General features: G+C 56.0%; 21 protein-coding genes, 1 tRNA gene and 1 pseudogene. 8 read left to right on the top strand and 15 right to left on the bottom strand.

Features of this window, described 5'->3' with window-relative positions:
- Positions 1 to 19: 19 nt before the first annotated feature.
- The 8 genes from LEP6406_RS0207215 to LEP6406_RS0207180 all read right to left on the bottom strand — a co-directional run bounded on the left by LEP6406_RS0207215 (position 20) and on the right by LEP6406_RS0207180 (position 10,018).
- The gene (locus LEP6406_RS0207215) at positions 20 to 1,159 is read right to left on the bottom strand and encodes an ATP-binding protein (RefSeq protein ID WP_008314901.1); all 1,140 of its coding nucleotides are present in this window, start codon (positions 1,157 to 1,159) and stop codon (positions 20 to 22) included.
- 84 nt (positions 1,160 to 1,243) lie between these two features.
- The gene (locus LEP6406_RS30055) at positions 1,244 to 2,779 is read right to left on the bottom strand and encodes a DUF5691 domain-containing protein (RefSeq protein WP_008314903.1); all 1,536 of its coding nucleotides are present in this window, start codon (positions 2,777 to 2,779) and stop codon (positions 1,244 to 1,246) included.
- A complete protein-coding gene (locus tag LEP6406_RS0207205; protein ID WP_008314904.1) occupies positions 2,763 to 4,142 on the bottom strand; it encodes an SWIM zinc finger family protein in 1,380 nt (459 codons plus the stop codon). Before LEP6406_RS0207205 ends, LEP6406_RS30055 begins: the two co-directional genes overlap by 17 nt.
- Positions 4,143 to 4,255: 113 nt before the next feature.
- Entirely contained in the window at positions 4,256 to 6,133 is a 1,878-nt protein-coding gene (locus tag LEP6406_RS26950) for a sensor histidine kinase (RefSeq protein WP_008314907.1), read from the bottom strand.
- Between the two features lie 92 nt (positions 6,134 to 6,225).
- Positions 6,226 to 6,615: a hypothetical protein gene (locus tag LEP6406_RS0207195; RefSeq protein ID WP_008314910.1), complete on the bottom strand. Its 390-nt coding sequence runs from the start codon at positions 6,613 to 6,615 to the stop codon at positions 6,226 to 6,228.
- 319 nt (positions 6,616 to 6,934) lie between these two features.
- A complete protein-coding gene (locus tag LEP6406_RS0207190; protein WP_008314912.1) occupies positions 6,935 to 7,855 on the bottom strand; it encodes an ABC transporter permease in 921 nt (306 codons plus the stop codon).
- Between the two features lie 79 nt (positions 7,856 to 7,934).
- A complete protein-coding gene (locus tag LEP6406_RS0207185) occupies positions 7,935 to 8,960 on the bottom strand; it encodes a daunorubicin resistance protein DrrA family ABC transporter ATP-binding protein (protein ID WP_008314913.1) in 1,026 nt (341 codons plus the stop codon).
- Between the two features lie 173 nt (positions 8,961 to 9,133).
- Complete coding sequence (locus LEP6406_RS0207180; protein WP_008314915.1) at positions 9,134 to 10,018, bottom strand: 4-hydroxybenzoate solanesyltransferase; 885 nt, start codon at positions 10,016 to 10,018, stop codon at positions 9,134 to 9,136.
- Between the two features lie 246 nt (positions 10,019 to 10,264).
- Between LEP6406_RS0207180 and nuoH the strand changes: the two genes are divergently transcribed.
- The 5 genes from nuoH (at position 10,265) to petH (ending at position 14,744) form a co-directional block, all read left to right on the top strand.
- Positions 10,265 to 11,383: an NADH-quinone oxidoreductase subunit NuoH gene (nuoH, locus tag LEP6406_RS0207175; RefSeq protein ID WP_008314917.1), complete on the top strand. Its 1,119-nt coding sequence runs from the start codon at positions 10,265 to 10,267 to the stop codon at positions 11,381 to 11,383.
- A 176-nt stretch (positions 11,384 to 11,559) separates the two neighbouring features.
- Positions 11,560 to 12,168: an NAD(P)H-quinone oxidoreductase subunit I gene (gene ndhI / locus LEP6406_RS0207170; protein ID WP_193364937.1), complete on the top strand. Its 609-nt coding sequence runs from the start codon at positions 11,560 to 11,562 to the stop codon at positions 12,166 to 12,168.
- A gap of 76 nt (positions 12,169 to 12,244) precedes the next feature.
- Positions 12,245 to 12,862, top strand: a complete 618-nt coding sequence (locus tag LEP6406_RS0207165) for an NADH-quinone oxidoreductase subunit J (protein WP_027268924.1) — start codon at positions 12,245 to 12,247, stop codon at positions 12,860 to 12,862.
- Positions 12,863 to 12,896: 34 nt separating this feature from the next.
- Positions 12,897 to 13,202, top strand: a complete 306-nt coding sequence (nuoK, locus tag LEP6406_RS0207160; RefSeq protein ID WP_027268923.1) for an NADH-quinone oxidoreductase subunit NuoK — start codon at positions 12,897 to 12,899, stop codon at positions 13,200 to 13,202.
- 339 nt (positions 13,203 to 13,541) lie between these two features.
- Positions 13,542 to 14,744 (top strand): ferredoxin--NADP reductase, encoded by a 1,203-nt coding sequence (gene petH, locus LEP6406_RS0207155; protein WP_008314925.1) that lies wholly within the window; start codon positions 13,542 to 13,544, stop codon positions 14,742 to 14,744.
- Between the two features lie 370 nt (positions 14,745 to 15,114).
- On the opposite strand, the gene LEP6406_RS0207150 is transcribed toward petH, so the two are convergent.
- The 4 genes from LEP6406_RS0207150 to LEP6406_RS26945 all read right to left on the bottom strand — a co-directional run bounded on the left by LEP6406_RS0207150 (position 15,115) and on the right by LEP6406_RS26945 (position 18,260).
- Positions 15,115 to 16,335 carry a metallophosphoesterase family protein gene (locus LEP6406_RS0207150; protein ID WP_008314928.1) on the bottom strand — a complete coding sequence of 407 codons (1,221 nt, stop codon included), beginning with the start codon at positions 16,333 to 16,335 and terminating at the stop codon, positions 15,115 to 15,117.
- Between the two features lie 315 nt (positions 16,336 to 16,650).
- The gene (locus tag LEP6406_RS0207145; RefSeq protein ID WP_008314933.1) at positions 16,651 to 17,136 is read right to left on the bottom strand and encodes an MOSC domain-containing protein; all 486 of its coding nucleotides are present in this window, start codon (positions 17,134 to 17,136) and stop codon (positions 16,651 to 16,653) included.
- 116 nt (positions 17,137 to 17,252) lie between these two features.
- The gene (gene trmB, locus LEP6406_RS0207140) at positions 17,253 to 17,885 is read right to left on the bottom strand and encodes a tRNA (guanosine(46)-N7)-methyltransferase TrmB (RefSeq protein ID WP_027268921.1); all 633 of its coding nucleotides are present in this window, start codon (positions 17,883 to 17,885) and stop codon (positions 17,253 to 17,255) included.
- Positions 17,886 to 18,119: 234 nt separating this feature from the next.
- On the bottom strand, positions 18,120 to 18,260 hold the full coding sequence (locus LEP6406_RS26945) for a hypothetical protein (protein ID WP_162160827.1): 141 nt from the start codon (positions 18,258 to 18,260) through the stop codon (positions 18,120 to 18,122).
- A 255-nt stretch (positions 18,261 to 18,515) separates the two neighbouring features.
- Between LEP6406_RS26945 and LEP6406_RS0207130 the strand changes: the two genes are divergently transcribed.
- Together LEP6406_RS0207130 and LEP6406_RS0207125 are read left to right on the top strand one after the other, a co-directional pair.
- Positions 18,516 to 19,640, top strand: coding sequence for a hypothetical protein (locus LEP6406_RS0207130; protein ID WP_027268920.1), 1,125 nt, complete (start codon positions 18,516 to 18,518; stop codon positions 19,638 to 19,640).
- A 278-nt stretch (positions 19,641 to 19,918) separates the two neighbouring features.
- Positions 19,919 to 19,991, top strand: a tRNA-Phe gene (locus tag LEP6406_RS0207125).
- Between the two features lie 109 nt (positions 19,992 to 20,100).
- Here the strand turns inward: LEP6406_RS0207125 and LEP6406_RS34690 are convergent.
- Together LEP6406_RS34690 and LEP6406_RS0207115 are read right to left on the bottom strand one after the other, a co-directional pair.
- Positions 20,101 to 20,277, bottom strand: a pseudogene (locus LEP6406_RS34690) (TPR end-of-group domain-containing protein); the annotation flags it as partial.
- Positions 20,278 to 20,304: 27 nt separating this feature from the next.
- Positions 20,305 to 20,757 (bottom strand): hypothetical protein, encoded by a 453-nt coding sequence (locus LEP6406_RS0207115; RefSeq protein WP_155834648.1) that lies wholly within the window; start codon positions 20,755 to 20,757, stop codon positions 20,305 to 20,307.
- Between the two features lie 271 nt (positions 20,758 to 21,028).
- On the opposite strand from LEP6406_RS0207115, the gene LEP6406_RS26940 reads away from it, so the two are divergent.
- Positions 21,029 to 22,150 carry a succinylglutamate desuccinylase/aspartoacylase family protein gene (locus LEP6406_RS26940; protein WP_008314942.1) on the top strand — a complete coding sequence of 374 codons (1,122 nt, stop codon included), beginning with the start codon at positions 21,029 to 21,031 and terminating at the stop codon, positions 22,148 to 22,150.
- Here the strand turns inward: LEP6406_RS26940 and LEP6406_RS0207105 are convergent.
- Positions 22,080 to 22,856: an exosortase-dependent surface protein XDP2 gene (locus LEP6406_RS0207105; RefSeq protein WP_051463633.1), complete on the bottom strand. Its 777-nt coding sequence runs from the start codon at positions 22,854 to 22,856 to the stop codon at positions 22,080 to 22,082. The two genes, LEP6406_RS26940 and LEP6406_RS0207105, sit on opposite strands and share 71 nt — an antisense overlap.
- Between the last annotated feature and the right edge of the window lie 172 nt (positions 22,857 to 23,028).

The raw sequence follows: 23,028 nt of genomic DNA, 5'->3' as shown, positions 1-23,028 counted from the left end.
TTAGGGCTGATCGCAATTCCTAGAGCATCTCGCGGCTGGCGTGGTACAGATCTTGCCAGTCGTCTCGTTCCTTCACGACGGTTTCCAGATATTCCTTCCAGACAATCTGATCCTGCACGGGATCTTTGACGACAGCCCCGATTAACCCCGCCATCAGATCGCTGGCGTTGAGGGTGCCATCACCAAAATGGGCGGAGAGGGAGAGGCCGCTGTTGACGACGGAGATGGCCTCTGCCGGACTGAGGGTGCCACTGGGGGATTTGAGCTTGGTTTTGCCGTCCAGAGTGACGCCGTTACGCAGTTCTCGAAAGATGGTGACCACGCGCTGGACTTCGCCTAGGGCAGGCTTTTCGGCAGGGAGTTCTAGGGCTCGGCCTAGTTGCTCTACCCGCTGATGCACGATGCTGACTTCCTCTTCCATGGTGCTGGGAACGGGCAGCACCACGGTGTTAAAGCGGCGCTTGAGGGCGCTGGACAGTTCGTTGACGCCGCGATCGCGGTTATTGGCTGTGGCGATAACGTTAAAGCCTTTGGCAGCCTGAATCTCCGTATTCAGCTCGGGAATCGGCAGTAGCTTTTCCGACAGAATCGTGATCAAGGTGTCCTGCACGTCAGAGGGAATCCGGGTGAGTTCTTCCACGCGGGCAATTTTGCCATCGTTCATCGCCCGCATCATTGGGCTGGCGGTGAGGGCGGCCATGGAGGGGCCATCGGCCAACAGGCGGGCGTAGTTCCAGCCATAGCGAATCGCTTCTTCACTGGTGCCTGCGGTCCCCTGCACCAGTAGCTTGGAGGTACCAGAAATGGCGGCGGCTAGATGTTCTGAGACCCAGGATTTGGCGGTGCCGGGGACGCCGTAGAGCAACAGAGCGCGGTCGGTAGCCAGGGTTGCGATCGCAACTTCGATCAACCGCCGATTGCCCACATACTTGGGGGTAATTTCAAACCCGTTTTCTAAGGAGCCGCCTAGCAAATAGAGGGCCACGGCCCAAGGAGATAGATGCCAATTCGGAGGCCGATGTCGGGTATCCGTCTTGGCCAGCGCCGCCAACTCCTCGGCAAACTGCTGTTCGGCCTGTTGGCGCAGCAACCCCGATGGGGAGTCTGCCGGAGAGGACTGAGGATCGGACGAATGAGCCTTGGATTTTGCACTTGCCATAGGGTATTTAGGATAAATTTTGTCGTCGCATCGTACTAGCGGAGCAGGCGAACAGGGTTCCTGAGGTGGACAGGCAGACAGAGGTTATGGATCGGCAAAGGCTTGGTGCATTTCCTGGCGAAACTGAAGGATGGCCAAGAACTTTTGCAGTTCCTTCTCGTAATAGTCGTGGAAACGGGGCTCCGCCTGAAGCTGGCCACAGATGGCCGTCGCTTCCGGCAAAAAGTTGGGGTCGATACAGAGAACCGCGACTTTGAGCATGTCGAAGGTGTACCAGGTAGAGCCCTTAGGACTGTTCAGCGTTTGCAAGACGTTTTCCAGTGCTAAACGGGTTAGGTCATGGCTCCAGGGTTCTCGGTCTTCTGCCAACACTGAGAGTAACCAATCGCTAGCCTGGGCGGTCCACTGCTGGCGCGCTTCAACGGTTAGGTTGTCCATTAGCCACCGCACGTCCTTAGAATCAATTCCAACGTTGGTGAGCGTGTCCAAGTAGGTCAGCCATGCCCAAGACCAGCGGGGATTACCTTGGCGTTCGGTGGCCTTTAACCAACCGCGATGGAGAGGCTTCCTCCATTCATGGCCTGTGATCTGATGCAAAAAGGCTTCGACTACCACTCTGTCGTGCAGTTCCCCCTGTTGTTCCCAATAGGTCAGGGGAGTTGCCGCCAAAATTTGCTGTAGCCACCAAGCCCGCTCTCCGATAGTGATGGACTTTGGGGGTTTGGGGTCAATGCCGTCTTGCTCCATCGCCCCATCGCAGACCTCGGGCAAGGTAACTGAAATAGCCCCTACCTTGTCGTCCTGCACCGTCAACGAAATCAACGGCTGAATCCGCGCCACCATGCGCTGGGCCAAGCGTGAGTCGGGTAAATAGGTGAGTAAATGGGCCGCCGTATTGCGAGCTTTTTTGCGGTGATCCTTCAGTACCGCTTCCAAAAACGGTTCATCTGCCATCCTAAGTCCTGCTCGTAATGCCTCCAGCAATTTGGGGGCATCCGGAGCGGCTTCCTCGGGCCAGGTTTCGCAGAGGAGGGTTCGGGCTTGGTCGGGATCCTGCGATCGCAGTTTCTCTAAATAGGCCACCCGCTGCTCAATGCTGCCGGTGTGCCAATGGGCTGAAGTGAGCGGCAGACCATAGTGCCAGTCAGGGTTTTGCGCCGCCAACCATAGCCCCCGCCGTCCCAGCACCGGGAGGATGAAGGGGCGTAAATCCTTTTGTTTTTGTCCCAGCGCCAGCAGGGGAGACAAATAGGATTCGGGCAGGCGCTGCCCAGACCGGGCGACAGTTTCCAGCCATTCGGGCAGGACTTGAGCCTCCCGTTTCAACAACATTTGCTGAAGGAAGCGGCAGGCCAGTGGCCCACAGGGGGGCCGATCATCGACGGGGCAGGGGGCATCCGTGGGGGGCGGGGCCGATGTCGGTAGCCAGCCGATGCGGCGATGGAGGGACAAGGTGGCCGCTGTGGCCAGCAGGGCGACTTCAGGCGGTTGATGGCTCAGTTGGGCCAATACCTGACCCAGCCCCCCTGGGGCACTCGGGGGCTGAAAGGGCTGGCGATCAGTGCCGATGAGGGCGGCAGCCACCACCGCCTGCCAGGGGGAATCAGTTGCTAAGACCATAAAATTCGTCCTTGACCCACACACTTAACGGCATTAACTCAGTGCCATCCCATTCCCCCAGTACCGTGACCGGATGTCCACCACTCAGGGCTAACAGTTGCCAATTCGCGTCTGACTCGAGTCGGTTCGCTAAGGGCAAGACGACGCCTTGGGCATCTTGCAGCAGCCAGCGATCATCGACCCTTATCGGCGTCATCGCCATCAGCAACAGGGGAAAGTGGTCTAGCCAGGGGCAGGTGGTAAAAGCTTGGCTATAGGCTGCGATCGCAGTTTCAATCGACCCTTGACCAGAAGGAGTCTGGGTCTCGGAGATCCCTTCTTGCCGGGTTTTGATCACCGCCCGCTGGGGATAGGTGCTGGGATAAAACACCAGCTCCGCCTGAATTCCGCTGCCTTTGGGCAACACCTGCTCAAAGGTTCGATGTCCCTGGGCAAATTCCAGCAGCAGCGCCTGTTTACCGCTGGCGTCTCCCTGCAACCAAGTGCGTCTTACCTTGAGATTTTTCGCTTCTTCTTCTGTCCGCTGGCCCAGCACCCACCAGAGATCGGAGCATACGTCCGACTCCGCCGTTGTGGTCAAGACTTCTTCCTGGGTCAAGGTCCAGCCAATCTGCGATCGCAAATCTGCCTGTACCGCTGGAGGCAGCGTTTCAATCCGCCCATAGCTTTCCAACAGCAGATAGAGTCGCCCCCATTCTGCCAACATGAGATCGCACCACCCGTCTCCGGTATGGGCCATACCCGCCATGTTCCGCAACCGTCGCGCCAGCCCCGGAGCCTGGGCATCCACCATTCGGGCGGCGATACCATCCCAGAACTGATACGACTCCTGGGGTAACGTGGCTAATCCTTGCCGGACCCGATCCGCCAACCATAGGCGCAGTTCAGCAACGCCCGCTTTGATCTTCTCTTCCCGAGCTGCTGCCCGCTTTGCTTGGGCCTTGGCATCACGGGAGGCTGACGGGGATTTCTGGGCTGACTTGTCTTGACCTTCAGAGGATCCCTTTGGGCCGGTTCTTGCCTTTCGCGCCGCCAGCCATTCCGCCACCCAATCCGGCGGTGGTCCTTCAGCTATACCCTGCGGCTGTTCCACCAGTAACAGAAACAACCCCAACCCATGCTTGCAGGGAAACTTGCGACTCGGGCAACTACAGCGAAACGCAGGCTCAGTGATATCAATTTGGGTGCGGTAAGGGGTTTTGCCGCTGCCTTTGCATTCCCCCCAAACCGCAGGGTGATGGACTCCCAAAGAGAGCCATTTCTGCTGAGTCGCCAACCCCCGCCCGTTTTTAGCCGAGGCAGCATCGGGAGCCAGAGCTAATACTTGTTCAGTGGTCCAGTGACCAGGCGTATCCGCAGGCATAGTGGCTCCCGGTCAGTGAATACCCACCGCTATAATGGCCTCTTTCGGCAAATAGGAGCAACCTTGCTGTCTGGGCAGGGCTGGTCTAAAACTCCCGCCCAGATAGGTCAAAGTTATGAACGGGCAGCGAGGGTCACAGCATCCCCCATGGCCTGTTGCGGTGGTAATACTTCCCCTGTTTCCACGGGCTGCACGATGGGCAATTCCACTGTAAAAGTCGTGCCTGCGCCGGGGCTAGACTGACAGCTAATCTGGCCATGATGTTTTTCCACAACCACCTCACGACTGATGGATAGTCCCAAGCCCGTGCCCACCCCCGTTGGCTTGGTGGTGAAGAAAGCCTCAAAAATCTTAGCTTGGTGTTCCGTAGGAATGCCGGGGCCATTGTCAGCAATATGGATGGCCACGTGATCTGGACCGCTCCGTTCCGTCGTGATGGTCAGGATGGGAGAGTTCGGGGGCTCATCCTGGAAGGCATCTAGGGCATTGCTGAGCAGGTTCATAAATACTTGGTACAGCGATCCTGGGGAGCCCTCGATCAGAGGAATATCCCCGTATTGGAGCACCACCTCCACCCCCTTTTTGAGACGGTTATGGAGCAGCAACAGCGTGGTGTCGAGGCAGGCGTGGAGATCGACGGAGTGACTCGTGTCGTTGTCTAGGCGCGAGAAATTTTTCAGGCTCATGACAATCTGACAGGTGCGCTCTGAACCGATCTGCATGGACTTGAGCAGTTGGGGCAGATCCTCCTCTAAAAATTCCTGGTCAATGTCCTCGGCGACCACTTGGACTGAATCGGGGATCTCAGGCAAAGCGGCTTCGTAGGCATGGATCAGGGAGAGTAAGTCCGTGACATAGTTCTGGGCGTGGATAAGATTGCCATGGATAAAATTCACTGGGTTGTTGATCTCATGGGCAACCCCCGCCAGCATTTGCCCTAGGCCGGCCATTTTTTCGCTCTGGATCAGTTTTTGTTGGGCTACAGCCTCCTGCTCTGTCAACAAGGTCTGCACCCGTTGGGCCAGTCCATTCAAGGCCGCTGCCAAGGTGCCGATTTCATCCCGACTGGTGACGGGAGCTTGGAGAGCAAAGTTGTCTTCGCGGGTGATGCGCTGCGCGATCGCAGTGACCTGTCGCAGGGGTTGGCTGAGGGAATGGCTCAGATAGCGCCCCAGAACGAGAGCTAGCCCAATGGATAGGGTGACGCTGCCCAGAACAATCCAGCGGTTGAGCACAATGGCCTGATCCAGAGTGGCCTGCGTCTGTTGCAAGCGATTGTAGGCCGCTGCCGTCAGATCCTCTAACTCATGGGATAGGTCATCGAGATCCGCAGCGGCCTCGCTGTTGATCAGGGCCAACAGGGCAATCTCTGCCGCTTCTTGAGATACAGTCCCCTGACCTGCTGGGTTGGAAAGCTGGCGGTCTAGAGCTTCAACCTGCTGCAAATAGTCGGTGAGGCTGGCATCAAAAGCCTCAATAACCTGGGGAAGAGAGACTTCAGGATTACCGCCATGCCTGTGATCTTCATGCCCGTGATCTCCATGGCCATGGGGCTCCGCTTCAGAACCATGGCTGTGCTCGGGATCTGTGGCGTCCCCAGAAAACAGGGCTGCCGTCGCTTCCCCTGTTGCCTCTGGACCTGACTCGGCTAAAAAGACCTGAAGATCCCACCAAGCCAACTGGGTTTCCCGGCTATATTCAGCAAAAACAGCGCTCTCTTGGCGCAAACTCTCTGGATTGTCTAGGGCAGAGAACAGCAGATATTCGTGGAGACGGGTTTCCAGAACGCTGGTCCGCAACCGATTCAGCAATTCCGCTTTCGTCTGTGCCCAATTGGCAACCGCAAAGGCTCGCTGCTGGGTATGGGCTCCAATGCCCATACCCAGCAGCACACCACCAATAGCAATGCCTAGGGTTACCCCGTATCCCAGCCAGATTTTTTGGCCTATGCCTAGGACACCTAACCGGAATCCTTTCCCTTTAGAGGCCATAACTCATCATGGATGATCACTGATTCCCAGCAAGTTTTTCCTGCAAAACCCAGCCAGAGGGAAAAGTCTGGGCGAGTTCTACATAGGCTGGCCTACAGTCCGTCGAAGGTTTCCTCTTCGATCTCGATGGGCTGGCTCCCAACCCCGGACTCTTGTCGTAGGGCTTCTTGCTGACGTTGGCGGAAGGCTTCTGCTTCGGTACTAATTTGCCGCCCAGCCTGAACTCGGTACTCTCCAGAACTGATGGAAGGGGCCAGAATGGCCCGGTGGAGCAGATCAAAGGGATTTGAGCTGTCGCCAAACAGATTGGCTCCGGCATCGTTGTTACTGCCCAACCCTTCTAGAGGGTCAATATTGTTGGCTTGGGCCATCGCCCCCGGTACTAATACCGTCAGCCCGAAGGTGGTTAGAGCCGCGATGGTCAAGGACCGGCCCAAACGGGCCATCGCAACTCCATGAATAGAACGCTTGATCAGAGCCATGACCTCAGCCTCTTAAAGTTTTCAAAAATCAACTTCTCAAACCATCCACAGGGGCAATTCTGCCCCCAACCTTAGCAAATATCTACCAGAGATCTTCAGGGATAGGCAGGATTTTACCCAACGCCGAGCAGATCTATAGCAATCTCATTTGGTTTCTGAAGACCTTCGTAGCGTGGGTGAAGCGAAGCGTAACCCACGAAGAGGCTTAATCAAAGCTCATGCAGGATCGCTATAGCCCAGCCAGATCTAGTCAGTCCAGCCCAGATAGATGAGACGCCCTAGGTTTCAGGAAGTTGCCATCACCCTGGACTCATGCCACCTAGGCAATCCGCCGCCGTAACAGGGGTTGCACCAACACCAGGGACCCCAGACAAAATCCTCCCAATACAGCCAGGGCTGCCCCCAACGTAACGGCCCCAAAGGGTGCCGCCATCACCACACTCCCCAGGCCCCACTGGGGATGGAGATATAGATAGCGAATGGGCTCAATGGCATAGCTGAGGGGGTTCAGACTGGCCACCACCTGGAGCCAGGGGGGCATAAAGGCCAGGGGTACCAAGGCGGTGCTGGCAAACAGCAGGGGCAGATTGGTGACAAAAATCACCGCAATCAGTTCAATGTGTCCCGGCAGGGCAAAGGCCAACCCCAGGCTCAGGGCCGTCACTCCTAGCACCAGGGTCAACACGATCAGGGCCACCAGCGCCAACCCCAGGGGACTGGGCAAGCCTGCCCCCAGCGCCGCACTCAGGGCGACAATCGCCGCTGTCTGCACCAAGCTCATGGCAGCGATAAACAGGGCTGAAGCCATGACGATGGAATAGCGAGAAGCCAAGGGAGCCACCAGAAAGCGATTGAGAAATCCGAACTCCCGATCAAACATGATGGGTAATCCGGCATTCAGGGCTCCCCCAAAGGCGGTGAAGACGATGATGCCCGCCCCCAAAAACTGGCCATAGTTCTGGCTTTCCCCAAACAACCCCTGGGGCACATTCTGAAACAGGGCTCCGAACAGAATCAGCCACATCAGCGGCTGCACCACCCCCGCCACCAGGGTCGAGGGTCGCCGCTGGAGCTGGATAAAGAGGCGACGGGTCATGGCCGCCGTTTCCTGGACAAAGGCAGCGGAAAATAGTCCAGGGGGTGGAGTATTGGTCTCTGCGCCCTGGGCCGCCTTCCACTGGCGCAGCTCGGGGTTTTCTAGGGCAAGGGCTTGGGATTCCGGGGTCAAGGTGGTACTCATGGGTTTTATCGGGAAACGTTTTGACTTGTGACCTGGGGTTTTGAATTCGGAATTTTGCAAGTCTGCACTTTGACTGTCCCTAGGCCCCCTTCATGGCCTGCTTGCGCTCCGCTTTGAGGTCGCGGTTGCCCGCTGCCGCCATTTCGGCGTCGATTAGGGTGCGACCTGTCGCAGCAAGGTAGACATCATCTAGGCTGGGACGGGACTGGGCGATGCCAAAGGTAGGAAAGCCTGCTGCTTTGAGGGATTGCTGTACCGTCATCAGGGCATCAGTTTGCGCCGCCACCACGAGGTTGAGGGAATTACCCTGGGCGCTATTCACGATCACGTTCTGCACACAGGGAAGCTGTTGCAGCAGGGTCTTGGCTTGCTCGGCTTCGGGGGCGGGGGTGAATTCTCGCAGGCGCAGGGTGATGCGATCGCCGCCGATGCGATCCTTCAGCTCGTTTGGGGTGCCAGTGGCGATGACCACGCCGTTGTCAATGATGGCGACCCGGTTAGCCAGGGCATCCACCTCTTCTAAATAGTGGCTGGTGATCAGAATGGTGGTGCCGCTGTGCTGCAACTGGCGCAAAAACTGCCATACCGCCGATCGGGTTTCAATATCCAGGCCCACGGTGGGTTCATCCAGCACTAGGACATCGGGCTGGTGCAATAACCCCAGGGCTAGGTCTAGTCGCTTTTTGAGTCCGCCGGAATAGGTGCCGGATTGACGATCAGCCCAGTCTTGAAGCTCCAGTAGCTCCACCATTTGCTGAATGCGATCGCGGGCTACCTTAGCGGGAATGTGGTACAGCGCCGCCTGGAGTTGCAAGAGTTCCCGCCCCGTCAACATCTTGTCTAGGGCGACCTCCTGGGCAATGTAGCCGAGACATTGCCGCGCCAAACGGGGATTGTCCAGCACAGAAACCCCGTTGATCAATACCGTGCCACTATCGGGGGCCGTGAGGGTGCAAAGGCAGCGGATCGTCGTCGTTTTACCCGCCCCATTTGGCCCCAGGAGGCCAAAGATTTCCCCCGGCTCAATGGTGAGGGAAACGTCCTTCACCGCTTCGACGGTGCCATATCGCTTCCGTAAGCCTTCGATGTGAACAGCGGCGGCCATGGCAAGGGACTCAGGTAAGGAATGGGTTTACAGTTCTTATCTTAACGAAAGCTGTCCAGGGAGTTGTAGATGAAGCACCTCACACCCTCACACCCAAGCCCTGATGCCTTCGGCATCGCTACGCGAACGGGCAGGCTCCGCCTTTCTTGAATGCCGTTAGGCTATACACACCCTCATACCCAAATCCCCAACCCCATCCCCGCCAAGAGCAAAAACCCAAGGCCAACATTTTGCCGAAAGATCTGTCCGTACAGCTTAGGGGGAGGATTGTAGCGGCTGAGGAGATAGCTCTGGCGTAGCCACAGCCCTAGGGCGGCGACAAGGGTGAGCCAGTAGGGCCAAGCCAGCCCAATCACGATTCCCAAGGTGGCCAGCAGGGCTGTGGTGCCCACAAAGAAACTGCCCACCGCCAGGGGGGTGTGGGCTCCAAAAAAGCGGGCGCTGGAGTTGACCCCCAACTTTTCGTCAAAGGTGCGATCGGGTATGGCGTAGACTGTGTCGAAGCCCAGGGTCCACAAAACCACTGCCCCCCACAGCAACCAAGTCGCCAGTTCCAAAGCCCCTGTCACCGCTGTCCAGGGAATCAACACCGCAAAGCCCCAGGCAATGGCCAACACCAGTTGGGGCACTGGAAACACCCGCTTGGCTAGGGGATAAACCACAATTACGGGCACCGCAGCGACACAGAGGCCGTAGCTGAGGGCATTCAAGTATCCCGTTAACCCATAGGCACAGAGAAAAGCCGCGATCGCAAGTGCGATCGCAACTGGAACCGAGAGAGACTTCGAGGCCAACGGACGGGTGCGAGTCCGTTCCACCTGAGGATCAATATCGCGATCCCACAGGTCATTGACAATGCAACCCGCCGCACTCGTCACCACCGTCCCCACGACCACGACTCCCAACAGCGGCAATGGCGGGATGCCCCGCGCCGCCAGCACCAAGGCCCACAGGGCAGGCACCAGTAAAATCAGGCGTCCCGCCGGTTTATCCCAGCGCATAAGGCGCAATACCGCCCTCCAAGTCGGCTCCGGTCGGGATTCAGAAGAAGCTTCCATGAACCTAGAAGAAAGTGAAGAGACTTTACTTGTCAGGATAGGCCATAGGGAATCGTAACCCCCTAATCCCCCAATACCCAAACACCCCATCTCCCAATACCCAACCTTCGTCCATCGGCATCTCGCCTATATAATCTAGATGCAGTTTATATAGATGCGGCCTCAAGCCCAGATTGGGTTGGGCGCACTAGATTAGGCGCGCACTAGATTAGACGCACAGTATAGGGAGCTGACAAGGGCGGTTACATGAGTCAAGGCATTGACCTGCAAGGCAGTTTTATTCAACTACTGGTCCAGTTGGGGCTACCCGCTGGGGCAGCAAAGGCCATCTGGCTACCCATTCCCATGACCTTGGTGTTGATTGCAGCCACCGTCAGTATTTTCGTCACCGTTTGGTTGGAGCGAAAAATTTCAGCGGCAGCACAGCAACGTATTGGCCCAGAATATGCCGGTCCTCTGGGAACACTCCAGGCAGCAGCGGATGGGATCAAGCTGCTGTTTAAGGAAGACATTGTTCCGGCCAAGGCGGACACGATTCTGTTCACCCTCGGGCCAGCCATTGTCGTTATTCCAGTCTTTTTCTCCTTTCTGATCGTGCCCTTTGGGCAGCACATGGTGATTACGGACTTGGGCATCGGCATTTTTCTATGGATTGCCCTCTCCAGCATTACCCCCATCGGGCTGTTGATGTCGGGCTATTCTTCCAATAACAAATATTCTTTGCTGGGGGGGCTCAGAGCGGCGGCCCAGTCCATTAGCTACGAGATTCCCCTGGCATTGTCAGTTTTGGCCATCGTCATGATGTCCAACAGCCTCAGCACTATCGACATTGTCGATCAACAGGCCACCTATGGCATTCTGAGCTGGAATGTCTGGCGTCAGCCCGTGGGCCTGGTGATTTTCTGGATTGCGGCTCTGGCGGAATGTGAGCGACTTCCTTTTGACCTGCCGGAGGCGGAGGAAGAACTGGTGGCCGGATACCAAACCGAGTACACCGGCATGAAGTTTGGCCTCTTCTATGTCGGCTCCTACGTTAACTTAGTGCTGTCGGCCCTGATTTTCTCGGTGCTGTACCTGGGGGGCTGGGGCTTCCCAATTCCCGTTGAGATGCTGGCCAATCTCATTGGTGTCAGCGAGACGACCCCTTGGCTGCAAGTGATTACCGCTGGCCTAGGGATCATGATGACGGTGCTGAAGGCGTACCTGCTGGTATTTCTGGCGGTGCTGCTGCGGTGGACAGTGCCTCGGGTCCGTATTGACCAGCTTTTGGATCTGGGTTGGAAGTTTTTGCTGCCGATTTCCCTGGTCAATCTACTGCTGACGGCGGCGCTTAAAATTACTTTCCCCTTTGCCTTTGGGGGATAGTGACTAGACCAGCCCTAGCTTGAGATGAAAGGGCGATGGTCTGCGATGGTCAGAGACCGGCCCAAAGGGGCCATCGCACTTTCATCTCTGAACGTTGACCTGTATTGTGAATTCCCCTATTTTCCCTAAATTGGGATATTGCGACTGATGATGACCTGCTGCGGAGATGTCCCATGCTGAACTTTTTGAAGCAAGTTGGTGACTATGCCCAGGAAAGCCTACAAGCGGCCAAATATATTGGCCAAGGTCTTTCCGTCACCTTTGACCACATGCGGCGGCGTCCTGTCACCGTTCAATATCCCTACGAAAAGCTGATCCCCTCAGAACGCTACCGGGGACGCATCCACTTCGAGTTTGACAAGTGCATCTCCTGCGAAGTCTGCGTGCGGGTGTGCCCCATCAATCTCCCCGTCGTAGATTGGGACTTTGACAAAGCCTCTAAGAAAAAGACCCTAAACCACTACAGCATCGACTTTGGTGTCTGCATTTTTTGCGGCAACTGCGTCGAGTATTGCCCCACCAACTGCCTCTCCATGACTGAGGAGTACGAGCTAGCAGCCTACGATCGCCATGAGTTGAACTACGACAACGTCGCCCTAGGACGTCTGCCCTACAAGGTGACCCAAGATCCCATGGTTACTCCCCTGCGGGAGTTAGCCTACCTGCCCAAGGGCGTCATGGATCCCCACGATCTGCCAGTGGGCTCTCGGCGGGCGGGCAAACTGCCCCAAGAAATTTTGGCCGAGGCGCAAGCCAAGACGGATAATGACCCTGAGCAAAACTAGGGTGCATCAATCCATTCTCAGCCCAATTCTGGGCTGGAACCGTACTGTCAATAGCGTTCAATAAGGGGTTTACTGCGTGACACTTGCAGAAGGGGTTCAACTCGTTTCCTTCGGGCTGCTGGCGGCCATGATGATTGGCACAGCGCTGGGGGTGGTCTTACTCGCTAATATTGTCTACTCCGCCTTTTTGTTGGGAGGGGTGTTTATTAGTATGGCGGGCCTGTATCTGCTCCTGAATGCCGGTTTTGTGGCGGCGGCCCAGGTGCTGGTGTACGTGGGAGCTGTCAATATCCTGATCCTATTTGGGATCATGCTGGTCAACAAGCAAGAGGACTTTACCCCTATCCCACGCGCTTGGATTGGCCGTGTCGCCACCGCTGTGGTCTGCTTTGGGCTCTTTGCCCTCCTGAGCAGTATGGTCTTGGGCACATCCTGGGCTCTGTCTTCAGAGCCAGCGGCGGGAGATGGCGCTACGGTATTGATCGGCCTGCATCTCTTCAGTGACTTCCTACTGCCCTTTGAACTGGCCTCGGTGTTGCTGTTGATGGCTTTGGTCGGAGCGATTATTATTGCCCGTCGCGAATACATCCCCGACGACGTACCCACAGGTAGTACCGTGGACACCCTGAAACTGCCGGAGCGACAGCGAGAATTGGTCCCTGCGGCGGGTTCTGAGAGTTCTAAAGCCTCCTAAACCAACATCCTAAAACAGCGTCCTCAAACCCATGATTCAACTAGAGTATTTTCTGCTGTTGGCAGCGGCCCTGTTTTGTATCGGCATCTATGGTCTGGTGACCAGCCGTAATGTGATTCGGGTGTTGATGTCCATCGAGTTGATGTTGAACGCGGTCAACTTGAACCTCATGGCCTTTGCCAACTATCTGGATCCTGCTACGGCCACGGGGCAGGTGTTTGCCGTATTTGTCATTTCCATCGCAGCGGCGGAGGCAGCGGTGGGGCTGGCGATTGTCCTCTCCATTTACCGCAACCGGGACACGGTGGATATGGAACAGTTCAACCTCCTGAAGTGGTAGCTCCTGAAGTGGTAGATTCCCTAAAACATCCTTAAGGGGCATCAAAATGCGTCGGGCATCACATTCTGACGGATGCAGATCAAGTACCTTAAACCTGGTTGCTGTTGTGCGATGGCCCCTTTGGGCCGGTCTCTGACCATCGCGCTTGGGGCCAGATTCCGGTTTGAAGCCTCTGGGGCTATTGCCGCAAGGCTTACGCTGCATGATGATAGGCTAAGAAAAAGCCTGACGCCTGTAGAGTCTGAGGTCATCCCTGGATGTTGGTGTCCTAGAGATGGTCCGGTTCCCTCCAGGGTACTCCGTCAGTCTGACTTGGTTCGGAGATTTACAAAGCAGCACATGTACAATCCAAGCGTAAGTGGTGGGACCGCCAACTCTGTAGCGGGTAGCCGCCTGTTTGTCTATGAGGTCGAGGGCCTGCGGCAAAATTCCGAAACTGACAACACGGAATATCCCATCCGCCAAAGCGGTAGCGTGTTTATCACAGTTCCCTATGGCCGCATGAATCAGGAAATGCAGCGCATCACCCGTTTGGGTGGCAAAATCCTGAGCATTCGCCCCCTAGACAGCACCAACGGTCAAGCCGCGCCGACAGCAACCGCAACGCAAGACACTGGTAAGGCAATGACTCAAGCGACCCCCAAAGCAAAAAAGGCCGTTCCGGTCAACATTTACCGCCCCAAAGATCCCTTTATCGCCAAGGTAATTTCTAACGAACCCTTGGTGCAAGACGGCGGCATTGGGATTGTGCAGCACATCACCATCGATCTCTCTGGGGGCGACTTTGAGTACCTAGAGGGCCAGAGTGCTGGCATCATCCCCGCAGGTACCGATGAAAACGGTAAGCCCCATAAGCTGCGGCTCTATTCCATTGCCTCCACCCGCCATGGAGACCAGATGGATGACAAAACCGTTTCCCTTTGTGTGCGGGAATTGGTGTACAAGCACCCTGAGACAGGCGAGACCGTCTATGGTACCTGCTCCAGCTATCTGTGCCACCTAGAGCCCGGTTCTGAGGTTAAGGTGACCGGGCCGGTAGGTAAGGAAATGCTGCTGCCCGATGAGGAAGACGCCACCGTCATCATGTTGGCGACGGGCACGGGTATCGCCCCCTTCCGCGCTTTTCTCTGGCGCATGTTCAAGGAAGAAGAGCGCAAGGCTAACCCTGACTATGCTTTCAAGGGCCATGCTTGGCTAATCTTTGGGATTCCAGTCACCCCCAATATCCTCTACAAAGAGGAGTTGGAAGCGATGACGGCCCAGTACCCTGATAACTTCACCCTCACCTATGCCATTAGCCGGGAGCAGCAAAATGCTGAGGGTGGCAGAATGTACATCCAGCATCGGGTGGCGGAGAATGCACCTAAGCTGTGGGAACTGATGCAAAAGCCCAACACCCACACCTATATGTGTGGACTAAAGGGCATGGAGGACGGCATTGACGAGGCGCTTTCCGCTGAGGCGGCGAAGCATGGCGTCAACTGGGACGACTTCCGCAAGCAGATGAAGAAGGAACACCGCTGGCACGTAGAAACTTACTAGTACACCTAGGCTGAAATAGGCTTACTATTCTGTCGTACCAGCTCAACATTTTCTGGTCCCCTCTCCCCCTGGGAGAGGGCTAGGATGAGGGGCCGAGGTGTACCACGATGGAACAGTCAGAGTATTTATGCCGCACAGTACTGATACACCAAGGTGTAAATTCTGTGGGTATTGTGTCGTTACACAAGCCTTTCTAGACCTTTGAAAGTGCACAACAACAGCCGAGGGAAACTCCCTCGGCTGTTGTTGTGTTTAGGATACCGCTATGCCGCCATGGAGGGTGACCGTGCTGTCTCTCCGCCACTGAAAAGGGTTATGGACTGACAGATGCGGAAGGATTCACTTCTGCTTTCTTTGCCCTGATGCCGCTTTAGGCGTGACAGAGGGTGTCTCCCAGCCGTTGACGGCAAAAGTCCACCTCTGTGGCCTGTAGCTCGTCCATATCCACATCCCGCCGTAGCACCATGCCATTGTGGCCCGCTAGGAATCGGGGCAGTTGTTCAAACTCGATTAGTTCCAGCGTCTGGGCATCGTAGGTAGTGTAGGTGGTGAGATTGGGATCGGCAAAATTGATGTCTAGGACTGTAATGGCCTTGCGGGGGGCGAGATTGCTATCGATCAAGGGGCGGGGACCGGAGCCCAAAATACCCATGTGCAACAGTTGCAGATTGCCTCGGTGGGCAGGGTAGTAGGCGTGGTGGTGGCCGCTGATGTAGGTGTGCACGTCATAACGCTCTAGAAGCGTCTGGAGGGCTTCGGCATTCTCCAGCACCTCAGCAGGCTCATTGCGACCCACTGCCACCGCATAGAGGGGCAAATGTCCCAGAACGATCCGTAGTTTAGCCCCCTGGGCGGCTTCACTGGCTAGGGCCGTTTCCACCCATCTCAGTTTATCCTCAGGAATTATGTGGGAGGAGCCATCCCAGGCTAGGAAGAAAACATCGTCGTGCTTAAAGGTGTAGTAGAAGGGAAACTCGAAGCGATCCACAAACTCCACCCCTGGATCATGTTCTGGTACGGCCCAGTAGTCGAAAGCTAGATCCCGATCCTTCTGGAACAGGAACTTACCGCCGCTGCCTATGGCGCTGGAGGCGTCGTGGTTGCCGACGGTAAAGCCAAAGGGCAGGTTGTAGGCCCGCAGCCGACGGGCTACATGGGTTTCAAATCCATCCCACATGGCCTTGATTTGGGCCTCTGACAGGCTCAAGTCCTGACCTGCGACCATGTCGCCACTGCACGCCACTAAGTCAGGAGCCCAGAAGGGCAGGAGGCTGATGCCCTGATCTACCTCGGGGTCGTAGGTAATGGAACCGTAGGAAGCGTTGAGATCGCTGACTACCACTAGTCGCACATCGCCTCGGGGCGGGTTAAACAGCCCTCCCCCCGGCAAACCGTCGAGAACGGCTTGGGTTTCTGGGGGTAGGGGTGCGGAAGTTGCGATCTCAACCTCTTCAACCTCCTCAACACCGGATGGTACCGATTCAGTAACCTCCGGCCCCAATTGTCTCTCCCCAATACAGGCCACCCCCACAGCCATCAAAAAGCCTGCCAATAACAGCAGCAAGCCTTGTCGCCAAGCCCTAGCGGTCATCCTTCATCCCTCAAAATTCCAAGCCCACCATACCCTATCTCTGGGTAGAGGGCGTCTGTCGCAGCCATCCCAACTGGGGGGTAGTCGCCATATCCCACCGCGTCCAGCCCTGGGCTTTGTCATCTCTTTGGCGGAAAACTCGACTAGGCTATAGGGCGGATCTATGCATACGGCATGGATTCCCTCGTCTTGAAGCCGAGTTATCTGATCTAAACCTTGTCCAAGTCCAGAAGTGGAGTTTTCCCACCGGGAAAACTCCACTTCTGGACTTGGTATAAGCAGTCTCCCAAAATGAGATCTACAGTGCTCATGATTTCAGCGCTCCGAAGCTGCTGGTGTCCCTAGAACCTTAACCTTGTCCCCGGTCTTGATCTGGCCCGGTTGCAAGACTCGGGCATAAACTCGGCTAGAGCCAGGATAATGCTTCTGGCTGATACGGCTATAGCGCTTGTCGCTGAACCAGCGCATATTTTTTCGGCAGGGGGTGGTGTAGCTGACTACCTCCAATAGCACGGTGTCTCCTAATTTCAGCCGGACTCCTGGCCCGATTGCCGCCCAGTCCAACCCGGTGAGGGTGACATTTTCCCCGGCAGAGCCCGGTGCCAGGGCATGGCCTTCGGCCCGCAACTGCTGGATCACTTCCTGGGACCAGAGGCACACCGCCTTTTCTAGGCCACCATGGATGTCGGGGGCGTTGTGGCCATCCCCCACCAGTCCGGTCTCGGTTACCTCGACCTCGGGAATGGCAGTTTTGGGCACTCCTCCAGGGGAGATGCTGATTTGCAAGATTTTTGCGGTCATGGCCTTTTGTCCAATCAGCACTGCCAGTGAATCTGTCTCTGCCTGTATCGGTTGAAACTGTCGCGGCTGCGCGCCTACTGCTCCCCTCGCCTCGCTGCCGGGGCAGCTATCCCCTTCTACTTCTTCACAAAGATCGCCCGATATACCGGTAGCCCCTTCCCCAATGTGACCTCTTCCCGATCTGTCTGAGCCGGGAAGGGACTAGTGGGTAGCCAGGACTCAGGGGTTTGATAGAAGCCTGGGTGTTCAGCAAAGCGATCGCTCATGTCTACCGCCACGTCTAGAACATCGGATTGTAGGACGATGTCACCGCCAGAGGGAAGAACAGCGGCAAGGCAAGCCACTAATTCGGGCTGCACGACGCGGCGCTTTTGATGGCGCTTTTTGAACCAGGGATCGGGGAATTGGATGCTGACCCGTTGCAGCGTTGCGGGGGGCAGACTGGCCAAGAGGGGCTGTAGGGAGGTATTGGCGTTGCAGAAGAGAAAATGCAAGTTATGCTGTCCCGCCTCGTCACGCTGTCGTAGACAGTAGTCCACCAAGGGGGCACGAATCTCTAAACCCAGAAAGTTCCAGTCGGGGTAGTGGGTCGCCATCTGGCGTAGAAAATGGCCCTTAGCGGAGCCAATATCCAGGTGTAGGGGCTGCTCAGGTTGAGGATAGAGGGTGCCCCAATCTGGCAGGGCAGGGATGCCCTGGTATTTGTTGCTGAGGGGATTAACGTGCTGACGAACACGAATAAGGGCCAAAAAACACCTCCACATACCCGCAAATGGCTCGGAGCCCTACGGTAATTCGTGATGGAGTGCGATCGCAACTCCGCCCCAGAATTATGAGCGTCTATAAGCTAAGGGCTCATCACAATAATGGGGTATCACACAAGAGGGGGTATAGCATTGCTACACCCCCTCTTGGTTTGCATTGAGAAATACTGGTGATGGCAATAGTCAAAGACTCACCCCCAAGGGCCATTGCATCCAGCCCTAGAACCCTTGTCGAGACACCATCTTCTCAAAATTGGCCTGGGTCTGGTGGAGCAAGATCTCGCGGCGATCACTCTTTTGACTCAAGGAAGGCACAAGGTTACGAGCTTGGAGGGTCATGTGAAGCTGAAGATGAGCCACATAATCGCTGCAAGCTTCGCGGGATGCGTCGATTGCTTCAGTAGAATGCTCAGAGAATGCCAACACGCTTATTATGTCTCCGTTACGGAATGCAACGCTTAACAGGTTTGAAGCTATCACGAACCGTTAAACCCCTTGGCGATCTCGAAATGAACCTTAATGCACCTACCCATGCCCCTATCTGGTGGCCAACCATCCGATGGCTCTCCTGTAGATATGGGTAAGATATAGATACTGCAACAACGGTTCGCTGAAATGATGGATGTTCCTCCAATTCTGCGCTCCGCGATCGCGCGGGCCAAACCCCTAGCTCGACCCCTCTTCGTATCGTCGAGTCTCTTTACCGTGCTGTTGGGTATTTTTGTCTGGGAATATACCCACAATCCCGAGCGCTTTGGGGCCTTTGAAGAAGGGGAAGATGCCAATGCTGATGCTGATCTATCGGGGTTGACCCCTGATGAGCAGGCGCTTTTGGCTAATATTGACAACATTTCTGTATTACAACGCGATCTCGGCGATGTCCCTGCGGAGGGGGACAGTGATAGTGATGAAATTCAGCAAGACCTATCACTACTCCAAGAGCTACTGGGCACCGCGCCTAGGGAAGGTTCAGAGGGGGCACAAGCGACTACGCCACCCCTCTCTGAATATCTAGACCGCTATCAGTTTCTCGGGGCTCCTCAGAGGGCAGAGACCGCAGCCACCAATATCTACAGCGGTTTGTTTGGCCGCAATTCCTTGTCCGCTACTGCCAGTAATACTGCCAGTAACTTTTTTGCCGGAGATAGATCTCAGAACGATCCCACAGCGACTGAGGCTAACCGGACCATCAGTCCCCTAGAGGCTGTTTTGCGGGGCTATGACACTGCGCCGAATCAAAATGCTGCCCAAGGAACCACAACTACGGGCAATAATGGCGGTGGGAATACTGCTGAGACTGCCTCGGGGCAGCGCACTGCTAACACCTCTGGAATCGGCCCTAATGGCCTACCGGCACCCGTTTCAATTCCAGGGGTAGCGGGACCGTTTTTACCCACAACGCCCCAGATGTCGCCGCCGCCAGGAACGACGGGATATACTCCTCCTGCTTCTTTCCAGATAACTCCCACGATTCCCAATGCTACGGGGACATCTAGTAATGGCTTCCCCAACAGTGCCTTTCCCAACAATGCCTTTCCCAACAGCAGTGCACCCCTCAATCTGACAACCCCCAATGCCAATGTGGGCGGGGGATCGGTCTTGCCGACAACACCTGTTGTACCCGCCGCTCCGGCGATTCCCCCTGCTCCCTTCTCGGTCCAGAGACCGCCGGGATCCTACATTGGTGGCGGCTACATCAATACGTTTTCTAATCCTTCTGGACCGCCTCCAGAATATTAGGGGCTGTGGACAATCAAAGCTAGATTCCTGTTTATGGGGCGGTTACAGCCCCTAGCTTGATTCAGCAGAGCGTGGTCATCCCTACCCTGCAAGGGTTTCCTCGCTAATTATCCACACGCCCTAAGGCATTGCTTGGGCCAATTTGCTGGGAGTATTGCCTGAGGCGTCCCTCCTTCCTCCCACCCAGGCTCTGCTGCAAATTCGAGGGGGAGAGGGTTGTGGTTGCAGTGCGATCGCGGATTCTGTTATCGTAGCTGGGCGCTTAGATGCGCTCCCAGGCCGGGATAGCTCAGTTGGTAGAGCAGAGGACTGAAAATCCTCGTGTCGGCGGTTCAAGCCCGCCTCCTGGCATCTTCCAAGCTTTTCACCCTCGTCCCAGGCTCTACCTGGGGCGTATGCTGCGATGTTGTCCGATGGCGCTGCGTTGCCATTAGCACCGATGCCTCCATCCACCCTGCGGTCAGCTCTCCGCCGCCGGAGCGTCGGCTGTGAGCAGCGCCTGAAATCGCAACTGCTCCTGAAAAATTTCAAAAGCGGGCTCGGTGCGTGCCGAGTCTTTGAGCCCCGCAGCCAGCCCGATGGCGGCTTCCAATGCCTCTAACGCCGCAGAACTATTCCCTTGGTGGGCGTGGCAAAGAGCTTTTTGATACCCCTCTGCACCTCTTCACTCTTGATTGAACGTTCCCAGAGCAACAGCAACATAGACCAAAGAGGCAAGAGCACACATCGGCAGAAGGATAATCATCAACCAGGGCACAATGGCTGCTAAGTGAAAAGAGTCCCCTACATCAAGTCCAAACAGGTAACAAGCACCCACACCCCCTTCGTTGAGAGCGCATTGGGCTCGACTCGCAAAGTATGCAACAAACAGGATCCCAGTAATGGGCGGGCAAAATCCCAGATGCCAAACACTGAAAAACCCAATTAAGACACGATACCAGCCGCGAAAGCTTTTGTAGATTAAGACCAACAGACCGACCAAAACTGCCATGCCCAGCAGTGGAATCCCAAATATGATCAGGCTTGTAAACGTAAAAGTCCAGCCCACCAAAAGGCTGATGCTGTGGCCGATATTAATCCCTGCAACCCGACATACTGTCGCCGTTTCGCCTACCATTTGACAACCCGCTATGTTGCCAACAACGGCAAGCAAAGTTGCTAGCAGTATGGGTATGACTAGGCTAATAAGTATGACTCCTATTAACCACTGACGCTGAGTTCTGTGAAAACGGATAGCCATGTCACCTAGGAAAGTCTTCGTGGAAAACAAATTCATGTACCCAGTAGGAGTCTACCAAATGGGTGGGCGTGGTTCTATTCGCCCCCAGTACTGGGGTAGGAATCTGCTACCGTAGGCGGAAGCTCTGTGTCCAGGACCTGTAACGCTGTTGGATCAAGACTCTAGGTTTGCGACTCCGCCGACTCCGCCGACTCCGCCTATCCCACTGAATCCGTCAAATCCGCCCAAACGGCCCCATTCTGCCGCTGTCCCACCGGAACGTACTCTTACCCTCGGGGGCGTCACCATTACCCCTGGCAAGCGGGTCAAGATTGAAATTCCGGTCACACGCCTGCCCACAGGGACCGACCTATCTCTACCCGTCACCGTGATCCACGGTCACCGCGATGGCCCCTGCCTCTGGCTCAGCGCCGCCATCCATGGGGACGAGCTAAATGGTATCGAAATCATCCGCCGGGTGATGCGTCTCCTCAAGCCCAGCCACCTCTGCGGCACCGTCATTGCCGTACCTGTTGTCAATATTTTTGGTCTTCTAGAGCAGTCTCGCTATCTCCCCGACCGTCGGGATCTGAATCGCTCCTTTCCCGGTTCCCCCCGAGGGAGCCTCGGGGCGCGTCTCGCCTCTATCTTTATGCGGGAGGTTGTGACCCACTGCACCCACGGCATTGACCTCCACACGGGGGCAATTCACCGTACCAATCTGCCCCAGATTCGCGCCAACCTAAGGGATCCGGAGACTTACCGCTTTGCCAAGTCCTTTGGGGCTCCTATCGTTATCCATACTGGAATGCGGGACGGATCCCTGCGCCAAGCCGCCGCCCACCGCCACATCCCTACCCTGCTCTACGAAGGGGGAGAGGCGCTGCGTTTTAGTGAAGAGGCGATCGCGGTAGGCGTAGAGGGCATCCGCCGCGTCTTGGATTTTTTGGGCATGTATAGTGTTGCCGCCCCCACCTCTGTACCGCTGTCTTCAGAGGCCCACGATACCCGTTGGGTGAGGGCCTCGCGGGGGGGCTTTTGGCACTGCCGAGTGGGTCTAGGACAGTGGATTGCGCGGCGACAGACCCTAGGAGTGATTGCTGATGCCTTTGGTGATAAGGCGGTGGAGGTGCGAAGTCCCCTAGAGGGCTGGGTGATTGGCCATAACCAAAATCCCTTAGCCCATCAAGGGGATGCACTAGTTCATATTGCGATCGCAGTTAAGCGCGATCGCGACGACGACGGCTCACAAAGCCCAACCCTGCCACTAGCCCCAGACCCAAGACTGTAGTGGGTTCTGGAACCGCAGCGGCAGTGGCAGCCGTACCCACCACCTTGAAGTCAGGACCGTTGTAGCTGGTTTCGCTGGTCAGACGAATGCTTTGAATCGGACCTGAAACCCCCAGATCCGCCAGGGAAACCCCCAGAGAGCCGACGTTCTGGGCACCGCCAATTTCCGTGGTGTCAATTTTGAAGCCAGCATAATCCCAGGTTTTGGAATCCAACAGTAGGAAGTTGCCAACCAAGTTGCCAAAGGCATCCAGAGCTTGCACACCCAGCCTGCTGTTCTGCCCCCGCTCCCAAAACAGCAGATTATCCACCAGACCATTGAAGGTTACGTCGATGATGAATTTGCCGTTGTCCTCGCCATCAAGGATGTTATTTAAGTTCAGGTTGCCCAGTGCCTGCACCACATGGCCATTGGTGGGGTCTTCAACGTTAATGCCGCTGGCATTATCCCCTCGATCAGCACTAGCAGCCCCAGTGTTACCGCCCGTGTAGGGGGCGTTGTAGATAATATTGGCGCTATTCACCACTGCAAAGTTGCTAATGACCTGATCGCCAATGGTGACGGAATTGAGCCAGATATCCTCTTTGGCATTATTGCCAGTGAAGTTGGTGGTGAAGCTAAAGGCATTGGCGCTACCAGCAAGGGTCATCAGGGTCGCGATCGCGGTACCCGTTGCCATAGCGAATCGAGTCGAGTGTGAAGTCATAAGCCGTGTCCCAAACGTTTGATACCGAGTCAAGGTGGCAAGCATCCCTTACCAATGACAGTATCAAAATAGACCCAGATGCCCACAATCAGATGAGTGTCTTTACTGAAAAATTATCGGACGATTTAGCTACCATCAAGATCGACTAGGTCTTTCCCCGGTCATTACCAGA

Source organism: Leptolyngbya sp. PCC 6406, assembly GCF_000332095.2.
Lineage (GTDB): Bacteria > Cyanobacteriota > Cyanobacteriia > Phormidesmidales > Phormidesmidaceae > PCC-6406.
The sequence above is the reverse complement of the archived record's forward strand: the minus strand, read 5'-3'. Positions and strand labels throughout refer to the sequence as shown.

Bases quoted from the DNA above. Each gene is read 5' to 3' on its own strand.
- LEP6406_RS0207145 (WP_008314933.1), bottom strand. From the start codon at position 17,136: ATGACCGCAAAAATCTTGCAAATCAGCATCTCCCCTGGAGGAGTGCCC.
- LEP6406_RS30055 (WP_008314903.1), bottom strand. From the start codon at position 2,779: ATGGTCTTAGCAACTGATTCCCCCTGGCAGGCGGTGGTGGCTGCCGCC.
- LEP6406_RS0207190 (WP_008314912.1), bottom strand. From the start codon at position 7,855: ATGAGTACCACCTTGACCCCGGAATCCCAAGCCCTTGCCCTAGAAAAC.
- LEP6406_RS0207215 (WP_008314901.1), bottom strand. From the start codon at position 1,159: ATGGCAAGTGCAAAATCCAAGGCTCATTCGTCCGATCCTCAGTCCTCT.
- LEP6406_RS0207115 (WP_155834648.1), bottom strand. From the start codon at position 20,757: ATGGTAGGCGAAACGGCGACAGTATGTCGGGTTGCAGGGATTAATATC.
- LEP6406_RS0207205 (WP_008314904.1), bottom strand. From the start codon at position 4,142: ATGCCTGCGGATACGCCTGGTCACTGGACCACTGAACAAGTATTAGCT.
- LEP6406_RS0207130 (WP_027268920.1), top strand. From the start codon at position 18,516: ATGATGGATGTTCCTCCAATTCTGCGCTCCGCGATCGCGCGGGCCAAA.
- LEP6406_RS0207195 (WP_008314910.1), bottom strand. From the start codon at position 6,615: ATGGCTCTGATCAAGCGTTCTATTCATGGAGTTGCGATGGCCCGTTTG.
- LEP6406_RS0207105 (WP_051463633.1), bottom strand. From the start codon at position 22,856: ATGACTTCACACTCGACTCGATTCGCTATGGCAACGGGTACCGCGATC.
- nuoH (WP_008314917.1), top strand. From the start codon at position 10,265: ATGAGTCAAGGCATTGACCTGCAAGGCAGTTTTATTCAACTACTGGTC.
- LEP6406_RS0207185 (WP_008314913.1), bottom strand. From the start codon at position 8,960: ATGGCCGCCGCTGTTCACATCGAAGGCTTACGGAAGCGATATGGCACC.
- LEP6406_RS26950 (WP_008314907.1), bottom strand. From the start codon at position 6,133: ATGGCCTCTAAAGGGAAAGGATTCCGGTTAGGTGTCCTAGGCATAGGC.
- LEP6406_RS0207150 (WP_008314928.1), bottom strand. From the start codon at position 16,335: ATGACCGCTAGGGCTTGGCGACAAGGCTTGCTGCTGTTATTGGCAGGC.
- petH (WP_008314925.1), top strand. From the start codon at position 13,542: ATGTACAATCCAAGCGTAAGTGGTGGGACCGCCAACTCTGTAGCGGGT.
- LEP6406_RS0207180 (WP_008314915.1), bottom strand. From the start codon at position 10,018: ATGGAAGCTTCTTCTGAATCCCGACCGGAGCCGACTTGGAGGGCGGTA.